The following is a 26,176-nucleotide window of genomic DNA, read 5'->3' on the forward strand; positions in this document are numbered from 1 at the left end:
CTCGGGTGACCGCGACCCCTGTCGCCACGGTCGGCTCGGGTGTGTAATGGGATTCGTAGACATCAGGATCGGAATCATCGGCGGCAGTATCGCCGGGTGCGCGATGGCAATGGCGGCCCGGTTCGCGGGCGCGGACGTGGTCGTCTACGAGCGCAGCGCGGGACGGCTGGAGGAGCGCGGATTCGGGATCGGCATGCCGCAGCCGCTGCGGGCCACGCTCATCGAGGCGGGCTATGTGGATCCCGGCATGCCCGCACACCCCATGTCGGAACGGGTGTGGATCACCAAGGCGGACGGCGGGGACGAACGCGTGCTGTGGCGGCAGCCCAGTCCGGTCATGGGATGCAACTGGGGACTGCTCTGGCAGGCTCTGCGAGACAAGGTCGCCGATGGCGATTACCGCGCCGGGGTCACGGTGGAGCGGATCGAATCCGACGGCGCCGCACCGGGCCTCGTCACCCGGGACGCGACCGAGCGCTTCGACTGCGTGATCGGCGCCGACGGCTATCGCTCCCTGGCGCGCCTGGGCATCGACGGCCGATCCGAACCGCATTACGCCGGATACGGCCTGTGGCGGGCCAGCTATCCGGAAGCGGCGCTGCCCGTTCCGGTCCCCGAACTGGAGACCGGTTTCGCCACAGTGGTTTTCCCGAACGGTCACGCCGTCTTCTACTTCATTCCCGACGCCCCGCCGCCGCGCGGCACGGGCCGCCGCCGGTTGAACTGGGGCGTCTACGCCTACCCGCCCAGCACCCCGCGCTCCGAGCACGGCCACCCGCCCGGATCCGCCCCGGAACTCGCCACTTTCATCAAAGCCCTCGCCGCACAACACTTCCCGCGCCGCTGGTCCCAGCTGATCGAAGCCACCGCCGACACCGAGATCGCCATGCACCCGGTCTACGACCTGAGCGTCTCGGCCTATACCCGAGGCGCCCTCGCCCTGGCCGGCGACGCCGGCGCCCTCGCTCGCCCGCACACCGCCTCCGGCGCCGTCAAGGCGATCGACGATGCCCTCACCTTCCAGCGGGCCCTGCGGGAGGCCCCCTCGCTTCCCGCGGCCCTGGCCGGTTACAACGAATCCCGGTGTGCGGAGGGCAATCGCCTCACCGCCCTCGGCCGCCGCATCGGCCACGCCCAAGTGGAGGAGACCCCCGACTGGTCTCGCATGAACGCCACCACCATGGCCGACTGGACCCGCCACACCCTCGCCGGCACCGGCCATTACCTCTACGCCGGCCTCGACGAACCACCCACCCGGGCATAGCTCTCGGGGCCTGTGCGCGTCCGGCTTCTTGAAGATCTCGTAGACGCAGAAACAGCCGTCGTCGCCGTGGCCCGCGGCGACGTTCGGCAATCTCCCGCATGACCGGCTTGCGCCGCGAACGGGACCGCATCGACCGGGCCGTCGCGGATCTGCTCGCCGCCCGCTCCGTTCTGGACGTCATCATCGGCGCGGCCCCGCCGCCGGACGCGGCCGGCCCGGACGCCTGCCGCGCGGCCTGAACCGGTTCGCCGGTCAGCGCAGGACGGTCTTGGTGCGCATCAGGAATTCGGCCAGGTAGCCGTCGTGGGGGAGACCGGGGGCCATCCACGGGGTGGGGTGGTTGCCGAGGTAGACATTGGCGATGGTGGGCTCGGCGATCAGTTCGTCGATCAGGATTTCGTCGGTGGTGATGGCGGTGAGGACGAGGGTGTCGCGCAGGGGGCGGATGCCGGCGGCGCGGTCCCAGGGCGCGATCCAGGCGCAGGGGAAACCCAGTTCCAGGCCCAGGGTTTCGGCGAAGGGGGTGTCGAGTTGGTGGACGGCCGGGCGGAGGACGGCGCTGCCGTCGCCGAGGTCGTCGAGGATGCCGTCGCCGCCGAGCCAGGGTTTGGCGCCCGCCGCCCGGTGGCGGAGGTATTCGTCCCAGCGGCGGGCGAGGCCGAGCGGGGCCACCGGCAGGACCGCGCGGTCGTCGGTGGCGGGCAGGCTGGGCAGCGCGGCGAGGCGTTCGGCCAGAGCCGCCGCCACGGGGGCCGGATCGCCTTCGACGAGAATGCCGGTGGCATTGACGCAGCCGACTCCGCCGCCGCTGCTGATGGACTCCACGAGGGTGTCGACGAGTGGCTCCCAGTCGGTTTCGGCGGTGATGAGGATTTTGGAGCGTCCGGGTCCCTGGGGAAGGATGCGGGGGTCGCCCGCGTATTTGCGTACGACCTCGGCTCCGCCGTAGACCATCCCGAGGTCGGCGTGGCGCAGGATCTCGTCGGCCGCGGCGTGATCGGTGGGCAGCAGGACGAGCCGGTCCTCGCCGAAACCGGCCTCGCGCAGCGCGGTGACCAGGCGGTGCGGGGTGAACGGCTCACGCCGGGAGGGACGCACGGCGACGCGATAGCCGAGGGCCAGGGCATCGAGCCAACCCTGTTGCACGGCAGGGTGATTGCCCGCCGCCAGGACGGCGAACACTTCACCGCGGCGCGTCCACACCGCGCTGCCGCCGCGGGTCAGCGGATCGCGCCACGACTCGACCGCGCCGGACGGACGGGCATTGCGCACGCTGTGCCGGATCCGCGCTGCGGCGTCGGCGATTTCGCCGGTGGCGGTGCGTACCACCGTGATCGGTATCCCGGTGGCGGCACTGACGGTGCGCTGATACTCCGCCGCGCTCAGGCCCGCGATCGACTCCGTGGCGAAGGCCCGGGCCGCCGCCGCGAAGGCCGCGATCCGATCGTCGAGGGGCAGCTCCGGCGCGCGGCGCAGCGCTTTCAGGGCTCGGGCCACGTACAGCGGGGGAGCGAGACTCAAGGCCGCGACCGGGTTTCCGGTGACGTCTCGGATGGTCTCCGGTCGCCGGGAGCGATACGCGCCGCCGGGGCCGAGGACATCGAGGGACAGCATCAGTACACGCCCTCGATCACCGTCGCGCCGCTGAAGGACGCCACGGGAGCGACATCGGCGACGGAATCGCCGAAACCGGGTGTCGCCGGGGCGATCCGGGTGGCGTAGTCCCGTTCGATATTGTTGACCAGCAGCGCCGTCCGGCTCATATGGTGCACGACGATCTGCCCGCGCTCGCCGTACGGGACCACCCGGCCGGTGTCGGGATCGATCACCCGGAACGTGGTGTACGGGGCGAAGGAGTCGAAGACGCACGGCTCGTCGTCGCCGAGGCCGGGCCGCTCCACCGAGGTCCCCAGCATCATGGTGCTGCCGTAGCCGCCGACCAGCGTGGCCTTCGGGAACACCTCGTCGCGCAGCAGATCCCGGGTGTCGGGATCCAGATGCGTACCGCCCCAGATGATCGCGCTGACCTTCTGATTCACCAGTTCGACAAGATCGTCGTGCTGAGCGAGGCGTTCCAGCATGGGCGGGGTCGCGAACAGCACGCCCACGTCCTGAGTGGAGAGAATGAAACCGATCTGCTCGATCAGGTGATCGGTGTACGCGGAAGCCATATCCATCCGGCCCTCCGCGAGGAGCTTCTTCACCCAGCGCGGGTCCAGGTCGATGGCGAAGTTCAGCCCGCCGCGCGCCGCCGCCGTGTCGACCGCCATGGCTCCGACATTGTGCGGGCCGGTCGGAACGGCGCTGAGCCAGTTGATGTTTCGTGGCACGCCGTGCGCGTCGAGGCGCTCGCTGAACCAGGCGACGCTGAGCCGCTGCCACTCCGCGGTGAACATCACCCGTTTGGGCTGGCCGGTGGTGCCGCCGCTCTCGTAGACGGCGGCCGCGTGCTCGTCACCGTAGCCCCGCGGAATCAGGTCGCGCACCCCGACATCGCGCAGCTCGTCCACCACATTGGGGAACAGGGCGAGATCATCGAAATCCCGGACGTCGGTGAGCGGATCGAAGTCCAGCGTCTCGGCCCGCCGCAGCCAGAATGGCGACCCGGTCTCGGGGCCGAAGTGCCACCGCATCATCTCCCGGACGAATTCCGCGCCATTCCGCTCTGTCATGAAACATCCTTTCGAGTGATCGAAAATGATTCTGACACAACGAAATACGACTGACCCTCCTGTAGAAGTCTACGAAATGCCGGTCGGTCCCGGTGGCGGTTTTCGTGGCTTCCTGCCCTGGCCGCCCCCACGGCATCGGCTGTGTACTCGGTCACACAAGTTGTGGCGAAAGCAAGGGGATTCCTTGCTGGACAAGGAGTTCGCGTGGCGATCCAGCGCAAGCACACCATGTACGACTCGACGATCGTCGACGCCGATCCGGACACCGTCTTCGCCGTCGTGCGCGACGCCCTGAAAGTGGTGTCGATCGTGTCCGGGCCCGCGGCGCAGAACGTGCACTGGGTGGGAGACGCCGGGCCCGAACGAGTTCCGGCGCTGTACAACTTCACGCTGGCCTTCAGCGGCGGCCTGGTCCAGCAGGAGGTGGCCGGGCGCAACGAGGTGGAGCGCTCGCAGACCTACCGCTCCATCGAGCCGACCATGGGCGTGGACCGCTATATCGCCACCATTCGCGTCCGGCCGATAACCAATGATCCCAACCGCTGCTTCTTCGATTGGACGCGCGAGCTGACGATCGCCGAGGACGCCGAGACCGAAGTCGTCGAAACCATTATCGCCATGATGGCCAAGCAGACCGACGCCATTCGCGACCATTTCGCGCAGAAATAGCGAAAACCGCAGCGCGGCACTATTTATCGAAACAAAGGAGAAAGCCTTGACCGATACGTCCGGTCGGCAACTCGACATCGCCTGGCCCGGTCTGGGTATCACGGTGACCGCGGAGCTCGACGGCCGCAATCCTGAACTGGCCGACGCGCTGTGGGAGGCGCTGCCCTATCGGAGCCTGCAGGGGCACGCGCTGGTCGCGGGGCAGCACCTCTATCACGTGGCGCCCATCCCGTCACTGCTGCATCTGCCCGCGTCCACCCGTATCCCGGACCGGCGCGACGCTCCGGACGGGACGGTGTTCTGTTCCGCGCTCCAGCATCTGGGCATCAAATACGGCGAACTGACCGAACCCATGCCGGCCTCCCCGGTGGGCCGGATCCGTTCGGAGGACATGCCCGCCCTGCTCGAGGCCGGGCAAGCGATCTGGGATTCGGTCTATTCCAACAACGAACCGATCCTCGCGGAGGTCCGCAAGGCGGGAACCGCGGGCGGCCACCGCATTCCGCATCTGACCGCCGCCGATCCGGAAACCAATCGGCTCATCCACGACGTGCACGCCGAGACCGAGCGGATCTGGCTGGACCCGCCGGCCGAGCTCGCCGATCTGCACGGCGGGTCGATCCCTTCCGGCGCGGGGACCTTCGACACGGTGTTGCCCACCCTGCTGTTCGTCAATGGCGAGACCCGCCCGCTCGGGTACGCCACCTACGGCGGCCTGGTCCGCGGCGCGGTCCAGGACATGCCGATGGATTCGCTGCGGCACATGGCGCGACTGCTGGTCGGCATTCCGGCCGAATTCCTGGGCTACTGCGGTCTGGAGAAGCTGTGGGCCTTCACCCAGCGCTTCCTGGCCTGCCTGGACGATCTCGACCGCGACGACTTCCTGGCCGTGACGAGCCAGCTGGCCCTCTACGTCAACTGCCTGGGCGGCTGGAATCTACAGCTGTACCCGTGGGCCACCGGCGACCACCTTCGCCGGCTGCGCCCGGCCGAAGTGGGTCAGCAGGCGTGAGCGAGCTGCCCGAGCTGCCCGAACGGACCGACGCCCTCGTGATCGGCGGCGGCGTCATCGGCGCCTCGATCGCGTATCGGCTCGCCGAGGCCGGCGTCGGCACCGTCCTGCTCGATCGCGGCGCGCTCGGTTCGGGCTCGTCGGGGACCACGGCGGGGGTGGTCCGCACCTACTTCCCGGGCAATGCCCTCATCAGCGGCCTTGCGGTCCGGAGCCTTTCGGCGTATCACGCCTTCGCCGAAAGCACCGGGACCGACCTCGGCCTGGAGCGGATCGGCTTCCTGGTGTTGTTCACCGAGGAAGAGCAGGTGGAGGACTTCCGCCGCGACTATGCCGCCCAGCGGGCCGCGGGTGTCGACGTCGAGCTCGTAACACCGTCCGAAGCAACGAAATTCAATCCTCTGGTCGACCCGGGAGCCATTGTGGCCGCGGCCTGGTCGCCCGCGGCCTACGCTTGCGATCCGGCCGCGATCGTGCGCGGCCACGCGGCGGCCGCCCGGCAGGCGGGCGCTGTCCTGCGCACCGAAACATCCGTCACCGGTATCGATCCCGACGGCCTGGTCCACACGGCGGCGGGCAGCATCCGCGCCGGCGCCATCGTCTGCGCGGCGGGTCCCTGGGCGGGCGCGGTCGCCGCCATGGCGGGCGTCCACCTGCCGGTGACCACCTATCCCGTGGACATGCTCCTCACCGACGCGCCCACCCCGCAGCCCGTGCTGCCGATGACCCTGCACCCGTCCGGCCTGCGGATTCGATCCTGGGGCGAGCGCATTCTCGTCGGCATGGGCCGCCCGGGCGCGGGCGAATCCCGGGAGGGCTGGCTGCGACGGGTCTCGGGGCAACTCGGCGCCACCTTCCCGGCACTCACCGGCCGCGGCCTCGAGCTCGGCTGGAGCGGTGATCTCGATGTGAGCCCGGACGGGATGGCCTTCATCGGCCGCGATCCCGCCCGCCCCTTCCTGTACGCGGCAGGATTCTCCGGCCAGGGCCTGTGCCAGGCGCCCGCCGCCGGAGAGCTCGTCCGCGACCTCGTGCTCGACAAAGAAGGAAATGGTCATGATCGTCTTGGGGTGCAACGGCTTCACCCGCGTCTCGGAATTCTTCGCTGAGAACTTCGGCGCGGTCGGCATCGACAAGCACTACCTGCTCGGCCACGATGCCGGCGCCGCGCTGTTGATCGACGGCGAGCTGGTCGCGGCCGTGGAGGAGGAGCGGCTCAATCGCGAGAAGAAGACCACCGACTTCCCGGTCGACTCGGTGCGCTGGTGCCTGGACCGGGCGGGCCTGCGGTTCTCGGACGTCGATCTGATCGCCATTCCGTGGAATTGGTCCAGCGAGGTCATGGACGAGGTGCTCGCCGATGTGACCTCCGCGCCCATGCCGCCCGAGGTGAAGCAGGGCCTGGTGGACGCGCTGCGCAGGCTGCATACCGAAATCGTCGGTCCCGAGGCGATTCTCGCCGATTTCGCCGCCCGCACCGGTTTCACACCCGATCCGGCCACAGTGGTGTTCGTGCCGCACCACTTCGCCCACGCCATGACCGGCTACTACATGGCGGGCATGCGAGACAGTGCGTTCCTCATCAGTGATGGTCGCGCGGAACGATTCTCGGCGCTGCTGGGGGAGATCCGCGATGGCCGGATCCGCGTGTTCGAGGAGTCTGCGATCGGTGCGGAGTACTCGATCGGCATCCTGTTCAGCGCGATCACCCGCTTCCTGGGCTTCGTGCCCAACAATGACGAATACAAGGTGATGGGCCTGTCCGGCTACGCCGGGCCGCCCACGCCCAACCCGTTCGTCGAGGAATTCGTCGAATTGCACCCCGATGGGCGCTACACCTTCGCCCAACCTCTCGCGACGGAGGATCCGCACAGCCTCGATTCGCTGTTCGAGCGGTATTTCGGTCCTTTCCAGGACACCCTCGAGTACAAGGCGCGGGTGGCCGCGGCCGCCCAGGAAATGCTGAATGTCGTGACCGCCCATCAGATTCGCGCATTGGAAGCCAAGACGGATCTGAACCATCTGTTGTTCGAGGGCGGTGTCGCGCTGAACTGCCTCAACAACACTCCGCTGTTCGAGGGCTCGCGATTCGACGATATGGACGTGAGCTTCGGCGCCAGCGATACCGGCATCGTGATCGGCGCCGCGGTGCACGCCTGGGTCAACCACCCGGACACCATCGGCAAACCGAAGCCCGCGCCGCGAATCACCCCGTATCTCGGACCGGAATACGACGATTCGGCGATCGCGCAGGCCCTGCGCGAATTCGGCGACCGAGTCGAATGGAGCAGGCGCGACGACGACGAACTCGTCGACCTGGTGGCGAAGCTGCTCACCGAGAAGACCGTTATCGGCTGGTACGAGGGACGGCTCGAGCACGGCCCGCGCGCCCTGGGGCATCGCAGCATTCTGGCGAACCCGAACTTCCCGGATATCAAGGACGTCATCAATACCCGGGTCAAACACCGTGAACCCTTCCGTCCCTTCGCGCCGCTCGTGCTGGAATCGGAGGCACCGAAGATCTTCGACATGGGCCGCAAAACCCGTTCGCCGTACATGACTTTCGTCTTCCCGGTGCGGCCGGAGTTCCGCGAGGTGATCCCGGGCGCGACCCATGTGGACGGCACCTCCCGGGTGCAGACCATCACCGAGGCGGACACCCCGCGGCTGGCGGCGCTGCTGCGCCGGTTCACCGCGCTGACCGACGTGCCCTGCCTGATCAACACCTCGTTCAATGTGGCGGGCGAGCCGATCGTCTGCACCCCGGCCGACGCACTGAAGTGCTTCCTCGGCACGGAGATCGATTACCTCGTGCTCGGCGATTACCTCGTCGCCAAGGCCGGTCCCGCCGCATGATGTCCGGCTCGGAGACGCCCACGACCTTGCTGCTGCTCCGCCACGGCGAAACGGCGCTGACACCGGAGCGGCGGCTCTCGGGCAGCGGCGGCTCCGACCCGGCCTTGTCGGAGACCGGGCGGCGGCAGGCCGAGGCCGTCGCGGACCTGCTCGCGTCGCCGGTGCGGCGCGCGGATCACGGCCCGGTGCGCGCGGTGGTGTCCTCGCCGCTGCGCCGGTGCCGGGAGACCGCCGCGGCGGCCGCGCGCCGGCTCGGCCTCGAGGTCCTGATCGACGATGGGCTGCGCGAGGCGGATTTCGGCGGCTGGGAAGGGCTGACCTTCGCCGAGGTGCGCGAGAAATGTCCCGGCGCATTCGCGGCCTGGCTGACTTCACCGGCGTCGATACCGGGCGGTACGGGCGAATCGTTCGAGTCCGTGGCGCACCGGGTCGCGCTGTCGCGGGACAAACTGCTGGCGCGATACGCGGGGGAGACCGTGCTGGTCGTCTCGCATGTGACGCCGGTGCGGCAGCTCATCCGGCTGGCGCTCGGTGCGCCGCCGGAGTCGCTGTTCCGGCTGGACACCGCCGCGGCTTCGCTCTCGGCGGTCGCGTACGACGGGGCGGGAAACGCGGCGGTGCGATTTCTCAATGACACGTCGCACTTGCGGTGAGACCGGTAGGCCGGTGGAGGTGTAGATCGCGGGCGGACCGGGAACCCCGAGGGCAGGGTTGAGTCTCCAGCCCAGTCTTCGCGGCGGACAGCTGTCGGAGGCGATTGGCCGCGCGGCGCCGTTCGCGGTTTGCGCGCACCCATGGACCGAGGTCCTCACGATGTCTGCCCTGCGACCCCCCATTCCGATCATGGCCACGTCCACCATGGCCGCCGACTCGACCCCGTTGTGCACCGTCGCCGGCGAGGTCGATATCCGCTCCGTGGACGCGCTGCGCACCGCACTCGCCGGCACCTTGCGCGAGGGTGCGACAGTCATCGTCGATCTCAGCGGCGTCACCTTCTTCGGCACGCCGGGCCTGCGGGCGCTCATGGACGCTCGCGACTGGGCCGACCAGCACGACTGCGCGCTGTGGATCGTCGGATCGCCGTGCGTGAAGCGCCTCCTGGAGGTCATGGATCTGGCCGACGACTTCGGCATCCTGCACTGACGCCTGGCCCGGCCGGCCGGGGCGCCGAGCGCGCGCCGGTCGGCATTAGGATGGCCGGATGCCCTTGATCGAGGTGACCCATGCGGCCCATGTTCCCGAGGCCACATTGCGCGAATTGGCCGACAAGCTCCCGCATCTGGTGTCCGTGGCGGTCGAATGCCCGGAGGAGCCCTACGACGGTGATCTGCAACCGGGTGACGTCGAGATCCGGTTCCGGGCGCTCGGGCCGCTGGATCGCGGCGGGCTGGACGCGGTGATCGAGATCCGGTCCAAGTATTTCGAGAGCCGGGCGGCGAATCGGCAGCAGCGGGTCGACGAATTGCACGAGCGGATCGCCGAGTCGACGGCGCTCGCGGATTTCGGCATCTACCTGTCATTGCCGGTCGCGGCCTGGGCGCAGACCGAATGAGGTTGCGGGGGAATCGATTCGGTCAGCCGTCACGCATGGCCGCGGCGGCGCGCTTGATCGCCTGCCGGATGCGGTAGTAGGTGCCGCAGCGGCAGACATTGTCGATCTCGTCGATGGCGTCGTCGTCCGGATCCGGGTTGCGCGCGAGCAGCGCCACGGCATTCATGATCTGACCGGGCTGGCAGTAACCACATTGCGCGACATCGAGATCCAGCCAGGCCTGCTGAACGGGGTGCAGGGTCTCGCCGTCCGACAGCCCTTCGATGGTGGTCACGGTGCGGCCGTGCACGCGGTCCATCGGCAATCGGCAGGGCAGGACGGCGGCCTGGTCGAGCAGGCAGGTGCAGGCGTGGCAGACCTCGATGCCGCAGCCGTACTTCGGGCCGCGAACCCCGAGGATGTCGCGCAGTACCCACAGCAGCGGGACTTCCGCCGGCACATCCACGGTGACGGGCTCGGCATTGAGCGTGAACGAGTATTCGGGCACGGCGGCTCCTAGCGCGGGAACGGTTCGAAATCGATCTCGGACTTCGCCGGGAACCGGTGCACGGGTTGCCCGGTGGCCTGGATGAGGGCGGTGGCCACGGCTCCGGCCGCGACCGGGACCGCGAGTTCGCCCGCGCCGCCGGGCCGGTCGCCCGAGTCCAGAATCGACACCTCGAAAACCCGTGGGGTGTCCCGCATCCGGGCGAAGTGGAAGTGGGAGTAGCTGCCTTCCAACGGCAATCCGCGCTCGATGTGCAGTCCCGCGGTGAGCACGGTGGAGATGGCATCGGTGAGCCCGCTCATGATCTGGGCCTCCAGCCCGAGCGGGTTCACCGCCAGCCCGACATCGACGGCGAAGTACGCCTTGGTGACGCGCGGCGCTTCCCCGGTCGCGTCCAGCTCCACCACGCACGCGATCACCGATCGATGCTCCGTATGCAGCGAAACACCCAGTGCGACACCGGGTCCCAGCTCGCGACCCCAGCCGCTCATACGCTCGACCTCGGCGAGCACCCGCCGCGCCCGATCGGATTTCGCGGTGCGCTTGCGATAGGCGAGCCGGTCCTGTCCGAGCAGGCGCGCGATCTCGTCGACCGCGATCTCCTCGCAGACCCGGGTATTGGCCGAGTACACCGAACGCCAGCTGCCGGTGTGCATGCGCACCGGCGCCTCGGTGAGTCCGTAGGTGACGACACCCAGGTCGTACGGGCACACCACCGAGGTGAGGAAGACCGTCTCGGCGAAGGACAGATTCCCGATCATCGGAACCTGGGCGACCATGGCGGTCAGGCATTCTCCGAGGCCGTGCCGGAAATCGGTTTCCACCGCGGCCACCCGGTGCTCGTAGCCGACCACCCGGCCGCCGGCGATATTGGCCCGCACCCGATGGTGACTCGCGGGCCGCGCCCGCCCGTGCCGCATATCGTCGACCCGGGTCCACATCAACCGGACCGGCCGCCGCAGCGCGCGCGAGGCCTGCACCGCCTCCAGCGGCGCGTCGAAGAACAGCCGCCGGCCGAATGATCCACCGGCGGGAACCACAGTGGCGCGCACCGCATTCGGCGGCAGTCCGAGATGCCCGGCAATGGTGTGGGCCGCGACGATCGGCGTCTGCATGGGCGCCCACACCTCGGCCCGGTCGGCACGCACATCGGCCACCGCGCAATTGGACTCCAGGGGGGCGTGCGGAACGAAGCCGAAATCGAAGTCCAGCTCCACGGTGGACGCGCCCGGCGCTATATCCTGCAAGCGGGGAATCACGAAGGGCGCGATGGTTTTCCGCAGCGTCGCCCGGATGGTGTCATCGGATTCGCCGTCGACCGGCCCCGGATTCCACGCCACCCGCGCCGCGTGCCGGGCCGCGATGGCATCTCCGAAGGTCCGCGCGCAGATGGCGACGCCGGTCTCGATCAGCGCGGCGTCGATCACCCCCGGCATTGCCCGGATGGCCGCCAGATCGACCGCCAGCACGGTCCCCCTGATGGTCGGCGGGCGTGCGACGACCACCGGCAGCGCATCCGGAATCCGCAGGTCCATGGTGTATTCGTGGCGTCCGGTCACGATGGCGCGGGCATCCGGCCGCCGCTGCGGCCGGCCGATGATCCGATGCCGGGACCGCGGTTTCGGCGCCGCGACCACGGCGGCCAGCGCCGGATCCGCGGCCGCGCGGCTCAACTCCCCGTACGACAGCCGCCGCCCATCGGCCGCCGCCACGAACCCCTCGGCGGTCCGCAATTCCCCCGCGCCGATTCCGAGCCGGGCCCCGGCGGCCGCGAGCAATCGCGCCCGCACCGTGGCCGCCGACCACCGCACCGGATCATAAAGACTGCGAACCGAATTCGAGCTACCGGTCATCTGGTTGAACAGCAGTTCCGGCCGCGCCGGCGCGAGCTCCACCGCCACCCGCTGCACCGGCAGCTCCAGCTCCTCCGCCACCAGCTGCGCGCCCACCGTGACAATGCCCTGCCCCACCTCCGCCCGCGGCAGCTGCAGCGTGACCCGCCCGTCCGCGTCGACGGTGATCACCGCCAGCAGTCCGCTGGTCGGCGCCCCCGCGAGCATGAGAATGTCACCGAGATCGAGGAATTCGGGCACCGGCGGCGCCTGCCGCCACCCGGGTCCGGCGTCGGCCCCGGCTCGTGGCGCGATCGTGGCGACGGTCAGCAGCGGTGCGGCGACGAGGCAGGAGAGGAAGTCGCGCCGCGTGGTCACGGCGCCATCCTCTCGAGTGATAGCGAAACGGCATTACGACACGCCGGTTCGCCGGTGTGGCGGCGTTGGGCGAGGTTCTTCGCCGAACCCGACCACGCGGACAGGGGGATCGGTCAGTATTCGGCATAGCCCGGCAATGCCGGTACCGCCGGGGCTGCTCGTCTTCAGGAGATTCGCATGGGTTCTTCGATATTCGCGGTGTTCCTGCCGCTCGCCCTCGCCCTGGTCATGTTCGGCCTCGGCCTGACCCTGACGGTCGAGGACTTCGCGCGCGTGCTGCGCTATCCCAAGGCGGCCGCGATCGCGCTGTTCTGCCAGATCGTGGTGCTGCCGCTGCTGTGCCTGGGCCTGGTGTACCTGTTCGGGCTGGAAGGGGCGCTGGCGGTGGGGATGATGCTGCTGGTCGCCTCGCCCGGCGGCACCTCGGCGAATCTGTTCAGCCATATCGCCGGCGGGGACGTGGCCTTGAACATCACGCTGACGGCCATCAATTCGGTGCTGGCGGTCTTCACCATGCCGATCGTGGTCACCCTGTCGATCGCGGCATTCCTGGGCGACGAGGCCGGGATCGGCCTGCAACCGGCCAAATTCGTGCAGGTGGTCGCCATCGTCCTGGTGCCGGTCGCCCTCGGCATGTGGGTGCGGCGGCGTTTCACCGAATTCGCCGAGCGCATGCGCCGGCCGGTCAAGATCGCGTCGGTGGCGGTGCTGGTGCTGGTCATCCTCGCCGCGGTCATCAGCGAGTTCGATACCGGGCTCGACCATCTCGGGCAACTGGGCGGGATATCGCTGCTGCTGTCGATTCTGAGCCTGACCATCGGATACTTCGTGCCGCGCCTGTTCCGGGTCGATACCGGGCAGTCCATCGCCTCGGCCATGGAGATCGGCATCCACAATGCCACCCTGGCCATTGCCATCGCGGTCTCGGTGCTGGGCGACGAGACCATGGCCATCCCCGGCGCCCTCTACGGCATCATCATGTTCTTCCCCGCCGCCGTGGCCGCGACGCTACTGGCCCGGCGGACGAGGGAAGCGGCGCCGGCGCGGCAGCCGACCGGATCTCAGTAGTCGATGCGGTCGGTCTTGGCCAGCCACGCGTCGAACGGCGCGGTGCGGTTCGGCAGGTCCAGCTGGTCGACCGGGGTGGGCCACAGCTCCCGCGGCTTCTTCTCGAACAGGTCGTAGAACTTCAGATCGTCGAATCCGGCCACCGCGGCATCGTGGCGATCGGCGGCGTAGACGATCCGGTCGACGCGCGCCCACAGCGCCGAGGACAGGCACATCGGGCACGGCTCACACGAGGTGATCAGCACGCAACCCTCGAGGGAGAAGGTGTTGAGCTGCTTGCACGCGGCCCGCATGGCGCTCACTTCGGCGTGCGCGGTCGGATCCAGGGTCGCGGTGACCCGGTTGTTCCCGAGCGCCACGATCTCGCCATCCTTGACGATCAGTGCGCCGAACGGCCCGCCGCCATTGGCCACGCTGTCGGTGGCCAGCTTGATCGCCTCGTCCAGCCAGGCATGTTCGAGCTCCTGGATGCTCATTTCTTGGATGGCCACGAGAACTCCTTGTCAAATGAAACTTGTGTGAAGGAGTACACAGCCAATCCGGCGCAGTCAGCTAGGGGTGGAAGACCTGAAGACCCCCGCAGGCTGAGACCCGGTTTTCGTAGACTTTCACAAACGGGCCCCAGCTTGTTACCTGGTCCGCGGGGATCAGTAGGTGTAGAAGCCGCGGCCGGTCTTGCGGCCCAGGTAGCCCGCGTCGACCATGCGGCGCAGCAGCACCGGCGGGGCGTACTGCGGCTCGCCGAATTCGGCGTACAGGGATTCGGCCACGGCGAGCGTCACGTCCAGGCCGACGGTGTCGGTCAGACGCAGCGGGCCCATGGGGTGGGCGCAGCCGCTCACCATGCCCTCGTCGATGTCCTCGGCGCTGGCGAAGCCGGTCTCGTACATGCGAATCGCATTGCACAGGTAGGGGATCAGCAGGGCATTGACGATGAAGCCGGCCTGATCCTTGGACTCGATGGTGCGCTTGCCGAGGATGTCGCGCGCGTAGGCGGTGACCTTGTCGGCGACCTCGCGGTCGGTCTTGAGGGTCACCACGATCTCGACCAGCGGCAGCACGGGCACCGGGTTGAAGAAGTGCACGCCCACCACGCGGCCCGGATTGGCGGTGGCATTGGCCAGCCGGATGACCGGGATGGACGAGGTATTGGTGGCCAGGATGGTCTCGGGGGAGACGATGGCGTCCAGCTTGGTGAAGAAGTCGGTCTTGAGCGACTCGATCTCCGGGGCCGCCTCGATGACCAGTTCGCGGTCGGCGAAATCGTCGATCGAGGTGGTGAGGGTGATGCGGGCGCGGGCCTCGTCGGCGGCGGCCTGCTCCAGGCGGCCGGACTTCACCGCGCGCGCCAGGGACTTCTCGATGCGGGCCACAGCGGCGTCGGCCGCCTCGGTGTCGCGCTCCAGAACCAGGACCGATCCGCCGGCGCGAGCCGCCACCTCCGCGATACCGGCACCCATGGTTCCGCCGCCGATCACTCCGATGCGTTGCACTGTCGCTGTCTCCTTGTACTCGGGTTTCTCGGCGCCCATCTTGCTCGATGGGGCGTGCGCACTTTCCGCAGGGCGAGCATTGTGAGGACTGCGTCTCACTCCACGACGCCGATGGAAATGCGAGGCTTATCGGAATCGCCCGGGGCGGCGACCAATTCCCAGGTGGCGTCGATCATGGGCGCCAGCAGCAATTCGCCGAACTGGCGGACCAGGACCTCGATGATCTGGGTGGATTCGCGCCGGGACGTGGAAGCCAGTCCGGCCTCACGGAGGCCGGCGACCTCGCGGCGGGTCAGCTCGACCAGCGATTCGAGCAGGCGCATCCGGGCTTCCGTGGGTTCCAGCACCACGCGCCGGATGTAGTTCACGACGGCGGGGTTGTCACGCAACATCTTTCGCACCGTCTCGTCGCGTGCGGCGGCGACCTCGGCGGGCGTGCCGGTGGGCGGCACCGAGGAGACCGCGGCGTCGAAGTAGTCGACGACGAGCCGGTCCACGGCGTCGACCAGGCCGGCCTTGGTCTTGAAGTGATGCTGAACCAGGCCGAGGGTGACGCCGGCCTCGGCGGCGACCGCGCGCAGCGAGACCCGGGATTCGCCGTGCTGGGCGAACAGATCCATGGCGGCATTGCGGATGCGCGCCTTGGCGGTCAGGTCGTCGTTGGTGGCCCGTGGATTCAGCACATCGGCCCTCGAGTAGTCGGCATCAGGCGATTCTACGACGTGTAGTAATCAACTGGTCTCATGTCCATAAAATGTTACTGTTGACCTACTGACTATACAATCGTATTGTTCGCTGCCATGGAGGATGCAATGCGGCCGCCCCTCGCCGGTGTCGAGGTCGTCTCGCTCGCGGTGAATCTGCCCGGGCCGCTGGCCGCCGCGCGGCTGGCCGAGCTGGGTGCGACGGTGATCAAGGTGGAGCCGCCCGGCGGCGATCCGCTGGCCGCGGCGGCGCCGGACTGGTACGGGCGGCTCATTGCCGACCAGTCGGTACTCGCCCTCGATCTCAAGCAGCAGGCCGATCGCGCAAAGCTCGACGAACTGCTGGCGACCGCGGATCTGCTGATCACCTCCATGCGGCCCAGTGCGCTGGCCAAGCTGGGACTGGCGCAGCCGCAGGAGCGCTTCCGGCAGGTGTCGCTCATCGAGATCGTCGGGCACGCCGGCGATCCGGAGGTGCCGGGACACGATCTGAACTATCAGGCCGTGCATGGAACCTTGCTGCCGCCGAGCATGCCGACCGTGCCGCTCGCCGACATGCTCGGCGCCGAGCGCGCGGTCTCCACCGCGCTGGCCGCGCTGGTGCGGCGTGCGGAAACCGGTGCCGGACAGCCCTATCGGGTCGCCCTCGAGGAAGCGGCGGCGCGTGCGGGCGATGCGGTGCGCTATCGCCTCACCGCACCGGGCGCGATACTCGGCGGCGCGTTCCCGGGCTATGGCATCTACGAGTGCAAGGACGGTTACGTCGCGCTCGGCGCCGTGGAACCGCACTTCTTCCTGGGCGCACTGGCCGCCTTCGGCGCCGACGGCAGCCACGAGGGCTTCCGCACGGCCTTCGCCGAACGGACCGTCGCCGAACTCGAAGCCATCGCGGCACGGGAAGACCTGCCGCTCAATGGAATCAACGCCGAGACCGGAAAGTAGACACCGATGTCCGCACTCTTCCCCGATTACCGCCCCACCTGGGAGGCCGAGCAGCACCGCGAACTGCGCAAGCACGCGGCCGAATTCTTCAAGAAGGAGGCCGTGCCCAATCGCGAGCGCTGGACCCACGCGCATCAGGTCGACCGCGAGTTCTGGAACAAGGCCGGCGACGCGGGCCTGCTCGGCCTGGATCTGCCCGAGGAATTCGGCGGCGCCGGAGGCGATTTCGGCATGCAGGCGGTCGTTCAGGAAGAACTGGTCTATGCGCACGACAACGGCTTCGGGTTCTCCGTGCACTCACCGATCGTGTCGCACTACATCTACAACTACGGCAATACCGAGCAGCGGAAGAAGTGGCTGCCCGGCATCATCAGCGGTGAGCTGGTGCTGGCCATCGCCATGACCGAGCCCGGCACCGGATCCGATCTGCAATCGGTGCGCACCACCGCCATTCGCGAGGGCGACCACTACGTCATCAATGGCTCGAAGACCTTCATCTCCAATGGAACCCATTGCGATCTGGTGGTGATCGTCGCCAAGACCGATCCGAGCAAGGGCGCGGCCGGTGTCTCCCTCATCGTGGCCGAGACCAAGGATCTGCCCGGCTTCGAGCGCGGCCGGGTGCTGGAGAAAATGGGGCAGCACGCCCAGGACACCCGCGAGCTGTTCTTCTCGGATATGCGGGTGCCCGTGGCGAATCTACTCGGCGAGCAGGAGGGCCTGGGCTTCTACCAGCTCATGGAACAGCTGGCCCGTGAGCGCCTGATCATCGCGAGCCTCTGCTCGGCCCTGGCGGAAGCCGCCGTCCTGGAGGCGCTGCGATACTCGCGCGAGCGCGAGGCATTCGGCCGCCCGATCGGCAAATTCCAGCACAACGCCTTCACCCTCGCCGAGGTCAAAACCGAGGCGCTGGCCATCAAAACCCTTGTCGACCACGCGATCCAGCAATACATCGACGGCAAGAACGACCCATCCACAGCCTCGATGGCCAAGCTCTTCGCCGCCGAGACCTGCGACAAGGTCGTGGACAAATGCCTCCAACTATTCGGCGGCTACGGCTACATGATGGAGTACCCGATCGCGAACATGTACACCGGCTCCCGCGTGAACCGCATCTACGGCGGCACCAGCGAAATCATGAAGGAAATCATCTCGCGCTCACTCTGACCGGGATCAACTCTCGGGACTCACTCAGAAGGGTTTCCCGGAATGACAAGCCAGGCATATATTTTCGAGGCCATCCGGACGCCGCGCGGGAAGGGCAAGAAGACCGGTGCCCTGCACGGGCGTGCGCCAAGTTCATCACTGGATATCGGAGAGGCCGCGCCGTCTTCTTGGCGCGCGCCGAGGAACTGGCTGAGCGCTATGGAGCGCGCTTCCGCGAGCCTGCGCCGAGTAGCGCGCGGCGGTGGCGGGGAGCCGTGACCACGCGCCGCGGAGCGGCTCCCGCTTGAGCCTTAAATCCAAAGAGGACCAACGGGTTTCACGGATATCGGCGCCGCCGTCCGGTGGTCGATTCCAGTGGGTCCCATGGGGTCGGTACAGCTGGGAAGCGATACGACGCTTGGTCCATCACCGCGGATTGGCCCAGAGCTTGAACGGCTGCGCGTCGTCCTGATCGGCCCAATCGGGCTGAGCTGTTGCCACTGCGGCGTGCTTCTTCTCATCCCGGAGGAACTGTTCATAGACCTTGTGTGCCTGCGCTTCTGCGTCCGCTCTCGCCGCCTTGTACTGCTCGATGATGGTCTGCTCGAGCCGTGCGGTTCCCTCGGCAACAGCATGCGGCGACAGTCTGATCTGGGTGATCTGCCCGTAGGCATCCACCTCGATCGCCATACTGCGGTCCGTGGCGCGAGCCTGCGCTCGCACCTCCCCGATGGCCTTGTCGATCTGTTCGGCCCGCGCGCGACGCTGGTCCACGAGCTCCCCACCCCTTCATCCTGGATCGTCCATGCGGGGACGTCTTCCCCCGACTGCTCAGCACTGTACCGGCAACGTGCGTCGGCTTGTCCGCCGTTCATGGCGACCACTACTATTCGGCAGCGTTGTGACCGGTGATGGGGGACTCGTGAAGCGAAAACTGTTGGTGGGGTTGTAGATATGGTTGCCTTTGATCCCGAGGGATAAAGTGAGTGACGAGAAGATCACAATCTCCACGGTACTCGGGTGGAAGCTCGATTCGGCGCGCTTCGCGGGTGCGCAGGCGATGAACGCCGGCATTACCCTCGAGGCTGAATCCATCAATGCCGACAAGGCTATTCAGGGGTCCGAATCCTACTTCGGTGAGGCCGCCGGTGCTGCCGCCCGCACCATGTCGACCAAGTTGAAGAACGAGGCGGTTGCGTCCGGTGAGGTCCTCGATGCCATTCATCGGCAGATCGACACCACGGCCGCTGAATTGCAGTCCGATATTGAAAACCTGCAGTCGGTCGTCGACGAGGTTGAAGAATCGGAGTGGAACCTCTTCTACGATGACGAGACCGGTGACGTGCAGTCATACGATTCGAACTGGGAGACGATCAAAAAGAGCTGGGGCAACCCGGCTTCCGTTGGATGGAAGACCGCTGACTGCCTCCGACTGAGTGCGAGTCTCAAACAGGCGTTCTGGGATGTACAGGAAACCGACAAGGTCGGCGCGCGCAACCTGGCCACGCAGCTCGAGAACGTATCCCAGGATGTCAAGCTGGTGCTGGCCGGCATACCGGACAATGCCGCACTCAAGGATATTCTCCTGAACTACCAGGTGGATACGACGAAGTCCGAGATCGTTGTCTGGCCCGACGCGACTCTGCTGGAACTGATCAGGTTGAAGTATCCTGACATTCAGGCGGTGGAGATGACGGTCGAAGAAAAGGCCGCGATGGATGAACTCTGTAACCCACTCTACGGCGGCAATCCGCTGAACTATCAGACGTTCAACGAAATCAAGAACGAAGCAGAGGCGTTCGGAAAGACCAACAAGTACACCGCAGTATATGACGGCTCGAAGGATGATGGTCATGCGGATGCGGCTCGGCACGCCTACTGGAATGCGCGTATGACTCAGGAGTTCGGTGCCGAGTGGGCGGAGCAGTATTCCAGCGCCCATGAAATGGTCGGCGGAAACGGTCCGCAACGTGAGGCGATGGACCTCAAGAACAATGAGATTGGCCGTCAGATCGGCCTGGCGAATATGAACGCATCACCGGAAGATCTGCAATCAGCGGTCATCGCCGCGGTCGATAGGGGCGACACTATCGTCATCCACAGACCCAACGGGTCCGACGCTCCCGCTCAGATTGCCTTCAGCAATACCGTTGGCTGGGACCAGACCAGAAGTCCTGCGGGCGTGGATATCCCACTTCCCGGAAAGTGAGTGTGAGGTAAGTGAAAGTAGCCACGATCGTTGTCGGCGTCCTGATGGTGCCGCTGCTGGCCGGATGTGCGGCCAAACACGAAAAGCCTGCCGCGAAAACGTGTCTATCCGAAATCCGCCTCGACAGGGAGCCGCAGCCGCTCGGCTCGAGCCAGGCGCTGACGGCGGCGATCAAAACCGCTGGGCGCGGGCAGCAACCCGTCAGTCTCGGCGAGGTAACGCGCGCCGCCGGTTGGTCGGATGGCTGGGACACGGTGATCGACGCTTCTGCGGCTAAGGACGATGAGCGGATGAACACGAGCGCCCAGACCCCGACGGGTACTTGCTGGAAGGGACTACCACCCCGGATCGGTTCCGGCCCGGTGTCTTCCGGGTACTACGTCTTCCTCAAAGATCGGCAGGTGGTGCAGTCCGTGGTGTGGGATACCGGGCATGAATTCCTGGTATTCGGTTCCGTTGAACGACTGACTCCGGAATCCATGCTGAACCCCAAAGGCGGAGAACTCAGAACATACTGAGTTGGGTGGGTCAACAGGCGGCGCGTAGGCGCGAAACCTATTGTGGCCGTGACAGCCTCAACAGCGATCACTTGCTGTCATGCGAGTAGGTCGATCATTGTTCCGATGTCACGGTGCTGTGCTTGCTGGTAGGCGACCCAGGCTACAGCGAGATCCTGCCAAGGGAGCCCGACGGGGGCGTAAACGGATCGAGCGGTGGCGGTGGTGCGGCCCGAGTGCTCGTTCCGTAACAGTGCACCGAGGGTGACCGAGGCCGCTCGGGTGGAAGGCTGTGTCGGTGCCAGGGCACCCCCGGCTACGGCCAGTTCGCGGCTGTCCACCGCGATGACTGCCGATTCGATCAGATCGGTTGCGAGCTCGCGCTTTTCGGGTTCGTCGGTGCCGAGGGTGGTGAAATGCTGTCCCAGCCGGGTGTCCGCGAGGCTCAGCAGGGGTTTTCGTGACCAGGTCGCGAGAAGTACGATGTCGGCGACTGCGGCGATCTCTGTGGCCGAGGTCAGCACGCGGCCGCCGTGCCGGGAAGCGAAGGTCGCGGCTCGGCCCGCATCGATGTCATGGACCACGAGGTCACCGAACCGCCGCAAACCGAGAAGTCCCCTCACCGTGAGCTCGGCCTGCGCCCCCGCGCCGATCACGCCCAGCACCGCATCTCCTCGCGGATCAGCGGGAGCCAGGGCGTGGGTGCCCAGCGCCGCGGACAATCCTGTCCGCCAGGCTGTGATCGTGGCGGAGTCCATCAGTGCGAGCAGTTCCCCGTCTGTGGTGCTGTGCAGCGCGATCACCCCGCGCAACGCCGGTTGGGCGGCGGGGAACTTTGCATTCACCTTCACGGTGTACGCGTCGATGCCGGGAATGATCCCCGGGACCAGCACCATCGCAGTGCCCCCGAAGGGCAGCTCTGTGCGCACACGCTGCCCCACTGCAGGCCAGGAATCCGCATTGCGGAAGTGCTCGGTCAACGCGGCCATGCAGGACATCGGGTCGAGCACCTCGGCCAGGTCGCTACGGGTCAGAATCCGGGTCATGGCGAGGTCAGCATCCACTCGAGCCGTATTCGACACGATATTTGGATCTCGAACGAACCGGCCTCAAAAACACCCTCCGAGAACAGCTTACGAGCGAATCGGTCGTGATCCTACTTCGGAGTGTTTTGATCGCACGGCCTATTACGGGTTGATGCTGCATCGTCTGGGGCGGTCGGCCGAAGCGCTTCCACTGCTGCGCACGTCCCGGGCCCGGTCACGGATATCGGTACCGAATCTCCCGCTCGCTCAGGAGAAGTCGGCGAGGTGGTCGCGGACCCATTCGGTGTAGGTCCGGGGCGCGTGTCCGGTGAGTACTTCGACCACGGTGTTGACCTCGGCGGGCTTGCCGACGGTCGCGGCCATCAGGTCGAAGAGCGCATTGATGAACGCCGGGTCCATGAACTGTGCCATCTGCGCCCGCACCGGGGCATCGTCGAGCTCCTCGAAGGTGAGCGGGCGATTCAGCGCAGCGCCCAGGATCTCGACCTGTTCCACCTGGGTCAGCGATTGCGGGCCGGTGAGGTCGTAGATCTTCCCGGCGTGCCCGCCCGCCAACACCGCCGCGGCGACGTCGGCCACGTCGTTCTCATGCACGACCGAGGCGGCGGCCTGGCCGTACGCGGCGCGGATGACATCGCCGCCGGCCAGCTGCATGGCGAAGGTCAGTGAGTTGATGGCCGGGAACAGCAGACGCAGGAACGTCCATTCGATGCCGGAGTATTCGACCGCCGCTTCCACCTCGCGGTGGTACTGCGCGATCACATCGGGCTGAGTCTCCGCGCCATCGACCACCGCGCCCGAGGACAGGAAGACGATGCGCTTCACCTCGGCGCGCTTGGCTGCGACCAGCAGCGGTGCGACCTCCATGCCGTAGGGCAGCACCAGGAAGATGGCTTCGACGCCCGAAACCGCTTCGGCCAGCGCGGCTTCGGAGGTGAGGTCCCCCGCGGCGACCTGTACGCCGGCCGGGAATCCAGCGGTTTCGGGGCGGCGGGTCAGGGCGCGTACCGGCTGGTCCGCGGCGAGCAGGGCATCCACGGTCTGACGGCCGAAGTGAGCGGTGGCGCCGACGACGAGGTACATGGTTTCTTCCCTTCGAATCAGCGACCCTGGCCGGTCGCACACTTCGAACCGTATCAGAACGGAATGATCTATTCCAAACCAGCTTTCCGGGTTGACCGGAATGATTCATTCAGATTCACGGCCCCGGAAGTGCCCTCGGCGGGGCACGGTATGGATGGGAACAGTACCGACCGGCATCTTCTTTGCCGGTCGACTGATGATTGAAGCTGAATTCACCCTCTGACGGCAGCGGATGATCTTTGTGTCGGTTCGGGCGCGAGGCCATCGACACGAACACTCCCGGTGGATGCTCGGTGTTCCACGGCATCCTCGATCGCGTCGATCACGCGGAGACTGCTCGGCCGCATATCCGTCCAATGCTGTTCCACGTATTCGAGGCACGACGATCGCGAATCCGCACCGAAAACGGTGGACCAGCCGGCCGGAGCCGGTGCGAAGGAAGGCCACAGCGAATGCTGGCCCTCTGCGTTGACCAGGACGAGGAAGGCGCCGTCTTCGTTGTCGAAGGGGTTGGTGTTCAAGGGGTATCACCTCATTGCTTTCGGATGGACAGGTAGAAGGGGAGGACGATGCCGGGTTGTGGCGCCGGTCCGGGATCACCGGCGGCTGGCGCGGCGATAGCCCAGCGCCGCGGGTATCGCGAACACTGCGACCATGCCCAGGGACCAGGCCAGCGTCAGCACCAGCGGACGCGCCAGCGGTCCGCCTTCGGACAGCGCCCGCATGGCCTCCACCGCGACCGAGATCGGCTGGTTCCGGACCACCGGCTGGATCCACTCCGGATAGGCGCCGATCGGGACGAACCCGGTGCTGAAGAACATCAGCAGTGACGTCAGGATGGTCGTGCTTTCCACCAGCGTGGCCTTGGGCGCGGTGGTGGCGATGGCGGTGACCAGCGCCGCGAACCCGAGCCCGAGCAGCATCGGGATCGCGGCGAAGGCCACGGCGGCGAACGGTCCCTGCTGGAACCGGAACCCCAGCACACAGCCGAAGGCGACAATGACCGTGGTGCCGAGCAGGATTCGGACGCCTTCGGCGAGCATCCGTGCGGCGAGGCCGGAGGCGCGGTGGATGGGCAGCACCCAGAACCTGGCCAGCAGTCCCGCCGCTCGTTCCCGCCAGAGCATCGAGCCACCGGCCGCGGACCCAGACAGCGCGCCGACGACCGCGACCATCGGCACCGATCCGTACAGCGCGCTGTGCCCGGAGAATCGGCCGATCTGATCGCCGATCACGGTATCGAGCACGAGCAGCAGCAGGCAGGGGATGACGAGGGTCTCCAGCAGGGTGACCGGGTGGCGGGTCCACCTCAGCAGGAGCCGCCGCGTTTGAATCAGGGTGTGCCTGATGAGCAGGGCCGGGCCGGCCGGCGTTCGGTCGGGCGCGTGCCCGGGGAACAGGGCTACGAGCGGTTCGTGAGCCGGGGCGGTCATGCGTTCCTCCGGGTGTTCAGCCGCCAGGCCAGCGGAACGGTGACCAGGAGCATTCCCGCGATCCAGTACAGCGAGGGACCTACCAGGGCGAAGGTGACAGGGGCGTGCTGGTTGCCGGTGTCGCCGGACAGTGCTCGCAGCACGTCCGCGAACCGGGAGACCGGCTGATTGCGGACGAAAGGCTGTATCCAGTGCGGAAATTGGCCGACCGGAGCGAGGCCGGTGGAGATCATGCCGAGAATCAGCGGCGGCAGGCCCAGGATCTGGGTGGTCGATTCGGGACTGCGCGCCGCGGTGCCGATCACGTCGGCGGCGAGGGTGAGGGCTAAGCCGATGCACAGTGCGAAGGCGAGGTAGGCGAGGGTGTGGACGGTGTCCAGCCGGAATCGGAAACCGATCACGTGCCCGCAGGCCAATGCCGACGCCAGCGCGAGGCACAACCGCGTGAACGCACCGGACAGCCGCGCCGCGACGGGGACGAGCGGGGCGACCGGCATGGCGGTGAAGCGGCGATCCAGTCCCGATACCGCGTCGGAGGCCGAGCGCACCGCCGCCGAAATGGCCGTGAACGCACTCGCCTGCAGGATCACCAGCGGCATCATGAACTGGGCGTAGCTGCTGAAACCCGTTCCGGAGAACGACATCACGCGGTTCATCGGGAGATAGAACCCGGCGGTGCAGACCACCGGGGCGAGGACCGAGGTCAGCACCTCCCCGGACCGCACGGCAGGCACGATCTGCCGGATGCTGAGCGCCCACCACTGCTGTCGTGAGGTAGGGGTCGCACGGACCGATTCGAAGCGGAGCGCGATGGTCACAGCCGCACCTCCGCCGCGAGGCCGCGGACGGCGGTCTCGGCGTGGGATATCTCCGGGCGCGCGACCCGCCCCGGATCCTCGGTGAGGTTCAGGAACACGTCGTCCAGGGACGGCCGGCGCAAGCCGATATCGGCGAGTTCGATTCCGGCGCTGTCCAATAGCCGCAGCGCCTCGGCGACGGTCTGCGCTCCGTCCGGAGCCGGCAGGACGACCCGCTCCGCGGTCGTCGGGCCGGTGGCGTCCACGTACGCGGCGAGTGGTCGCAGTACGTGCGCCGTGATCTCCAGCTCGGTCGGAGCCACCGGGACGATCTCGCAGTAGCTCGCGCCGGTGCGGGCCTTCAACTGGTCGGGGGTGCCCTCGGCAATCACGGTGCCGCGGTCGATCACGACGATGCGATCGGCCAGCGCATCCGCCTCCTCCAGGTACTGTGTGGTGAGCAGAGTCGTGATACCTTCCGCGCGGAAGCTTTTCACCAGTTCCCAGACGCCCTGGCGGCTGCGCGGGTCCAGGCCCGTGGTTGGTTCGTCGAGGAACACCACCTCCGGTCGGACGACGAGCCCGCAGGCGATATCGATTCGGCGGCGCATACCGCCGGAGTACGCGCCGACCCGCCTCGACCCCGCGTCGGTGAGTTCGAAGAGGGTGAGCAGCTCGTCCGCGCGGTCTTCGGCGGCCCGTTTGCTCAGCCCCTGCAGGCGGCCGAACAGCACCAGATTCTCGAAGCCGGAGAGCATATCGTCGAGTGCGGCGAACTGGCCGGTGAGCATGATCGACCGGCGGACCGCGGCCGGATCACGGACGACGTCGTACCCGGCCACGAGCGCTCGCCCGGCGTCGGGGGCGAGCAGGGTGGACAGAATATCGACGGTGGTGGTCTTTCCCGCGCCATTGGGCCCGAGGAGCCCGACGATCTCGCCGGGCGCCGCCTCGAAGTCGACGCCGCGCAGGGCGGGCAGGGCGCCGAAGGATTTCTCGATGCCCTCGACGGTGATTCCGCCACTGGAATTCATTG

The 26,176-nt window shown here is 67.4% G+C and carries 28 protein-coding genes; 14 read left to right on the forward strand and 14 right to left on the reverse strand.

Annotated elements, in window-relative coordinates:
* The first annotated feature begins 46 nt into the window (after window positions 1-46).
* A complete protein-coding gene (locus tag ACYQ5L_RS04275; RefSeq protein WP_459955636.1) occupies window positions 47-1,264 on the forward strand; it encodes an FAD-dependent monooxygenase in 1,218 nt (405 codons plus the stop codon).
* A 98-nt stretch (window positions 1,265-1,362) separates the two neighbouring features.
* The gene (locus tag ACYQ5L_RS04280) at window positions 1,363-1,503 is read left to right on the forward strand and encodes a hypothetical protein (protein ID WP_459955638.1); all 141 of its coding nucleotides are present in this window, start codon (window positions 1,363-1,365) and stop codon (window positions 1,501-1,503) included.
* Window positions 1,504-1,516: 13 nt separating this feature from the next.
* On the opposite strand, the gene ACYQ5L_RS04285 is transcribed toward ACYQ5L_RS04280, so the two are convergent.
* The gene (locus ACYQ5L_RS04285) at window positions 1,517-2,878 is read right to left on the reverse strand and encodes an aldehyde dehydrogenase family protein (protein ID WP_459955640.1); all 1,362 of its coding nucleotides are present in this window, start codon (window positions 2,876-2,878) and stop codon (window positions 1,517-1,519) included.
* Complete coding sequence (locus ACYQ5L_RS04290; RefSeq protein ID WP_459955641.1) at window positions 2,878-3,936, reverse strand: AMP-binding protein; 1,059 nt, start codon at window positions 3,934-3,936, stop codon at window positions 2,878-2,880. Before ACYQ5L_RS04290 ends, ACYQ5L_RS04285 begins: the two co-directional genes overlap by 1 nt.
* Window positions 3,937-4,140: 204 nt before the next feature.
* Here ACYQ5L_RS04290 and ACYQ5L_RS04295 point away from each other — a divergent pair, with 204 nt between their 5' ends.
* The 7 genes from ACYQ5L_RS04295 to ACYQ5L_RS04325 all read left to right on the forward strand — a co-directional run bounded on the left by ACYQ5L_RS04295 (window position 4,141) and on the right by ACYQ5L_RS04325 (window position 10,025).
* Complete coding sequence (locus tag ACYQ5L_RS04295; RefSeq protein WP_459955643.1) at window positions 4,141-4,605, forward strand: SRPBCC family protein; 465 nt, start codon at window positions 4,141-4,143, stop codon at window positions 4,603-4,605.
* A gap of 46 nt (window positions 4,606-4,651) precedes the next feature.
* A complete protein-coding gene (locus tag ACYQ5L_RS04300) occupies window positions 4,652-5,617 on the forward strand; it encodes a cucumopine synthase-related protein (protein ID WP_459955645.1) in 966 nt (321 codons plus the stop codon).
* A complete protein-coding gene (locus ACYQ5L_RS04305; RefSeq protein ID WP_459955647.1) occupies window positions 5,614-6,726 on the forward strand; it encodes an NAD(P)/FAD-dependent oxidoreductase in 1,113 nt (370 codons plus the stop codon). Before ACYQ5L_RS04300 ends, ACYQ5L_RS04305 begins: the two co-directional genes overlap by 4 nt.
* Entirely contained in the window at window positions 6,674-8,473 is a 1,800-nt protein-coding gene (locus ACYQ5L_RS04310; RefSeq protein ID WP_459955648.1) for a carbamoyltransferase family protein, read from the forward strand. The genes ACYQ5L_RS04305 and ACYQ5L_RS04310 overlap by 53 nt, the downstream gene beginning before the upstream one ends.
* Window positions 8,470-9,126 carry a histidine phosphatase family protein gene (locus tag ACYQ5L_RS04315; RefSeq protein WP_459955649.1) on the forward strand — a complete coding sequence of 219 codons (657 nt, stop codon included), beginning with the start codon at window positions 8,470-8,472 and terminating at the stop codon, window positions 9,124-9,126. The genes ACYQ5L_RS04310 and ACYQ5L_RS04315 overlap by 4 nt, the downstream gene beginning before the upstream one ends.
* A 160-nt stretch (window positions 9,127-9,286) precedes the next feature.
* On the forward strand, window positions 9,287-9,616 hold the full coding sequence (locus ACYQ5L_RS04320; protein ID WP_459955650.1) for an STAS domain-containing protein: 330 nt from the start codon (window positions 9,287-9,289) through the stop codon (window positions 9,614-9,616).
* Between the two features lie 58 nt (window positions 9,617-9,674).
* A complete protein-coding gene (locus ACYQ5L_RS04325; protein ID WP_459955651.1) occupies window positions 9,675-10,025 on the forward strand; it encodes a hypothetical protein in 351 nt (116 codons plus the stop codon).
* Window positions 10,026-10,047: 22 nt separating this feature from the next.
* Here the strand turns inward: ACYQ5L_RS04325 and ACYQ5L_RS04330 are convergent, their stop codons facing one another.
* Together ACYQ5L_RS04330 and ACYQ5L_RS04335 are read right to left on the reverse strand one after the other, a co-directional pair.
* Window positions 10,048-10,512, reverse strand: coding sequence for a (2Fe-2S)-binding protein (locus ACYQ5L_RS04330; protein WP_459955652.1), 465 nt, complete (start codon window positions 10,510-10,512; stop codon window positions 10,048-10,050).
* 8 nt (window positions 10,513-10,520) lie between these two features.
* Entirely contained in the window at window positions 10,521-12,722 is a 2,202-nt protein-coding gene (locus tag ACYQ5L_RS04335) for a xanthine dehydrogenase family protein molybdopterin-binding subunit (protein ID WP_459955653.1), read from the reverse strand.
* A gap of 177 nt (window positions 12,723-12,899) precedes the next feature.
* Between ACYQ5L_RS04335 and ACYQ5L_RS04340 the strand changes: the two genes are divergently transcribed.
* Window positions 12,900-13,790, forward strand: coding sequence for a bile acid:sodium symporter family protein (locus ACYQ5L_RS04340; protein ID WP_459955655.1), 891 nt, complete (start codon window positions 12,900-12,902; stop codon window positions 13,788-13,790).
* Here ACYQ5L_RS04340 and ACYQ5L_RS04345 read toward each other — a convergent pair.
* The 3 genes from ACYQ5L_RS04345 to ACYQ5L_RS04355 form a co-directional block, all read right to left on the reverse strand.
* Entirely contained in the window at window positions 13,784-14,281 is a 498-nt protein-coding gene (locus tag ACYQ5L_RS04345; protein WP_379192885.1) for a nucleoside deaminase, read from the reverse strand. The two genes, ACYQ5L_RS04340 and ACYQ5L_RS04345, sit on opposite strands and share 7 nt — an antisense overlap.
* A 156-nt stretch (window positions 14,282-14,437) precedes the next feature.
* A complete protein-coding gene (locus tag ACYQ5L_RS04350) occupies window positions 14,438-15,283 on the reverse strand; it encodes a 3-hydroxybutyryl-CoA dehydrogenase (RefSeq protein ID WP_459955658.1) in 846 nt (281 codons plus the stop codon).
* Window positions 15,284-15,378: 95 nt separating this feature from the next.
* The gene (locus ACYQ5L_RS04355) at window positions 15,379-15,966 is read right to left on the reverse strand and encodes a TetR/AcrR family transcriptional regulator (RefSeq protein WP_459955660.1); all 588 of its coding nucleotides are present in this window, start codon (window positions 15,964-15,966) and stop codon (window positions 15,379-15,381) included.
* A 117-nt stretch (window positions 15,967-16,083) separates the two neighbouring features.
* On the opposite strand from ACYQ5L_RS04355, the gene ACYQ5L_RS04360 reads away from it, so the two are divergent.
* Both ACYQ5L_RS04360 and ACYQ5L_RS04365 read left to right on the forward strand, forming a co-directional pair.
* Window positions 16,084-16,929, forward strand: a complete 846-nt coding sequence (locus tag ACYQ5L_RS04360; RefSeq protein WP_459955661.1) for a CoA transferase — start codon at window positions 16,084-16,086, stop codon at window positions 16,927-16,929.
* A 6-nt stretch (window positions 16,930-16,935) separates the two neighbouring features.
* The gene (locus ACYQ5L_RS04365) at window positions 16,936-18,096 is read left to right on the forward strand and encodes an acyl-CoA dehydrogenase family protein (RefSeq protein ID WP_459955664.1); all 1,161 of its coding nucleotides are present in this window, start codon (window positions 16,936-16,938) and stop codon (window positions 18,094-18,096) included.
* Between the two features lie 405 nt (window positions 18,097-18,501).
* On the opposite strand, the gene ACYQ5L_RS04370 is transcribed toward ACYQ5L_RS04365, so the two are convergent.
* Entirely contained in the window at window positions 18,502-18,849 is a 348-nt protein-coding gene (locus ACYQ5L_RS04370; RefSeq protein WP_459955665.1) for a YbaB/EbfC family nucleoid-associated protein, read from the reverse strand.
* A gap of 208 nt (window positions 18,850-19,057) precedes the next feature.
* Here ACYQ5L_RS04370 and ACYQ5L_RS04375 point away from each other — a divergent pair, with 208 nt between their 5' ends.
* Both ACYQ5L_RS04375 and ACYQ5L_RS04380 read left to right on the forward strand, forming a co-directional pair.
* Window positions 19,058-20,284 carry a DUF6973 domain-containing protein gene (locus ACYQ5L_RS04375; RefSeq protein ID WP_459955666.1) on the forward strand — a complete coding sequence of 409 codons (1,227 nt, stop codon included), beginning with the start codon at window positions 19,058-19,060 and terminating at the stop codon, window positions 20,282-20,284.
* An 11-nt stretch (window positions 20,285-20,295) separates the two neighbouring features.
* Entirely contained in the window at window positions 20,296-20,802 is a 507-nt protein-coding gene (locus tag ACYQ5L_RS04380) for a hypothetical protein (RefSeq protein ID WP_459955667.1), read from the forward strand.
* 77 nt (window positions 20,803-20,879) lie between these two features.
* On the opposite strand, the gene ACYQ5L_RS04385 is transcribed toward ACYQ5L_RS04380, so the two are convergent.
* The 6 genes from ACYQ5L_RS04385 to ACYQ5L_RS04410 all read right to left on the reverse strand — a co-directional run bounded on the left by ACYQ5L_RS04385 (window position 20,880) and on the right by ACYQ5L_RS04410 (window position 26,174).
* Window positions 20,880-21,845, reverse strand: coding sequence for an ornithine cyclodeaminase family protein (locus ACYQ5L_RS04385; protein ID WP_459955668.1), 966 nt, complete (start codon window positions 21,843-21,845; stop codon window positions 20,880-20,882).
* A 228-nt stretch (window positions 21,846-22,073) separates the two neighbouring features.
* The gene (locus ACYQ5L_RS04390; RefSeq protein ID WP_459955672.1) at window positions 22,074-22,910 is read right to left on the reverse strand and encodes an NAD(P)H-binding protein; all 837 of its coding nucleotides are present in this window, start codon (window positions 22,908-22,910) and stop codon (window positions 22,074-22,076) included.
* 212 nt (window positions 22,911-23,122) lie between these two features.
* The gene (locus ACYQ5L_RS04395; protein ID WP_459955675.1) at window positions 23,123-23,431 is read right to left on the reverse strand and encodes an MbtH family protein; all 309 of its coding nucleotides are present in this window, start codon (window positions 23,429-23,431) and stop codon (window positions 23,123-23,125) included.
* 75 nt (window positions 23,432-23,506) lie between these two features.
* A complete protein-coding gene (locus ACYQ5L_RS04400; RefSeq protein WP_459955676.1) occupies window positions 23,507-24,343 on the reverse strand; it encodes an ABC transporter permease in 837 nt (278 codons plus the stop codon).
* Window positions 24,340-25,161: an ABC transporter permease gene (locus tag ACYQ5L_RS04405; protein WP_459955678.1), complete on the reverse strand. Its 822-nt coding sequence runs from the start codon at window positions 25,159-25,161 to the stop codon at window positions 24,340-24,342. Before ACYQ5L_RS04405 ends, ACYQ5L_RS04400 begins: the two co-directional genes overlap by 4 nt.
* The gene (locus tag ACYQ5L_RS04410) at window positions 25,158-26,174 is read right to left on the reverse strand and encodes an ATP-binding cassette domain-containing protein (protein WP_459955680.1); all 1,017 of its coding nucleotides are present in this window, start codon (window positions 26,172-26,174) and stop codon (window positions 25,158-25,160) included. The genes ACYQ5L_RS04405 and ACYQ5L_RS04410 overlap by 4 nt, the downstream gene beginning before the upstream one ends.
* Window positions 26,175-26,176: the final 2 nt, after the last annotated feature.

Source organism: Nocardia sp. IFM 10818, from assembly GCF_054655275.1.

Excerpts from the sequence above, each read along its gene's own strand:
- ACYQ5L_RS04365 (WP_459955664.1), top strand. The coding sequence starts at position 16,936 with ATGTCCGCACTCTTCCCCGATTACCGCCCCACCTGGGAGGCCGAGCAG.
- ACYQ5L_RS04400 (WP_459955676.1), bottom strand. The coding sequence starts at position 24,343 with ATGACCGCCCCGGCTCACGAACCGCTCGTAGCCCTGTTCCCCGGGCAC.
- ACYQ5L_RS04280 (WP_459955638.1), top strand. The coding sequence starts at position 1,363 with ATGACCGGCTTGCGCCGCGAACGGGACCGCATCGACCGGGCCGTCGCG.
- ACYQ5L_RS04390 (WP_459955672.1), bottom strand. The coding sequence starts at position 22,910 with ATGTACCTCGTCGTCGGCGCCACCGCTCACTTCGGCCGTCAGACCGTG.
- ACYQ5L_RS04325 (WP_459955651.1), top strand. The coding sequence starts at position 9,675 with ATGCCCTTGATCGAGGTGACCCATGCGGCCCATGTTCCCGAGGCCACA.
- ACYQ5L_RS04360 (WP_459955661.1), top strand. The coding sequence starts at position 16,084 with ATGGAGGATGCAATGCGGCCGCCCCTCGCCGGTGTCGAGGTCGTCTCG.
- ACYQ5L_RS04310 (WP_459955648.1), top strand. The coding sequence starts at position 6,674 with ATGATCGTCTTGGGGTGCAACGGCTTCACCCGCGTCTCGGAATTCTTC.
- ACYQ5L_RS04285 (WP_459955640.1), bottom strand. The coding sequence starts at position 2,878 with ATGCTGTCCCTCGATGTCCTCGGCCCCGGCGGCGCGTATCGCTCCCGG.
- ACYQ5L_RS04275 (WP_459955636.1), top strand. The coding sequence starts at position 47 with ATGGGATTCGTAGACATCAGGATCGGAATCATCGGCGGCAGTATCGCC.
- ACYQ5L_RS04315 (WP_459955649.1), top strand. The coding sequence starts at position 8,470 with ATGATGTCCGGCTCGGAGACGCCCACGACCTTGCTGCTGCTCCGCCAC.
- ACYQ5L_RS04410 (WP_459955680.1), bottom strand. The coding sequence starts at position 26,174 with ATGAATTCCAGTGGCGGAATCACCGTCGAGGGCATCGAGAAATCCTTC.
- ACYQ5L_RS04320 (WP_459955650.1), top strand. The coding sequence starts at position 9,287 with ATGTCTGCCCTGCGACCCCCCATTCCGATCATGGCCACGTCCACCATG.
- ACYQ5L_RS04340 (WP_459955655.1), top strand. The coding sequence starts at position 12,900 with ATGGGTTCTTCGATATTCGCGGTGTTCCTGCCGCTCGCCCTCGCCCTG.
- ACYQ5L_RS04290 (WP_459955641.1), bottom strand. The coding sequence starts at position 3,936 with ATGACAGAGCGGAATGGCGCGGAATTCGTCCGGGAGATGATGCGGTGG.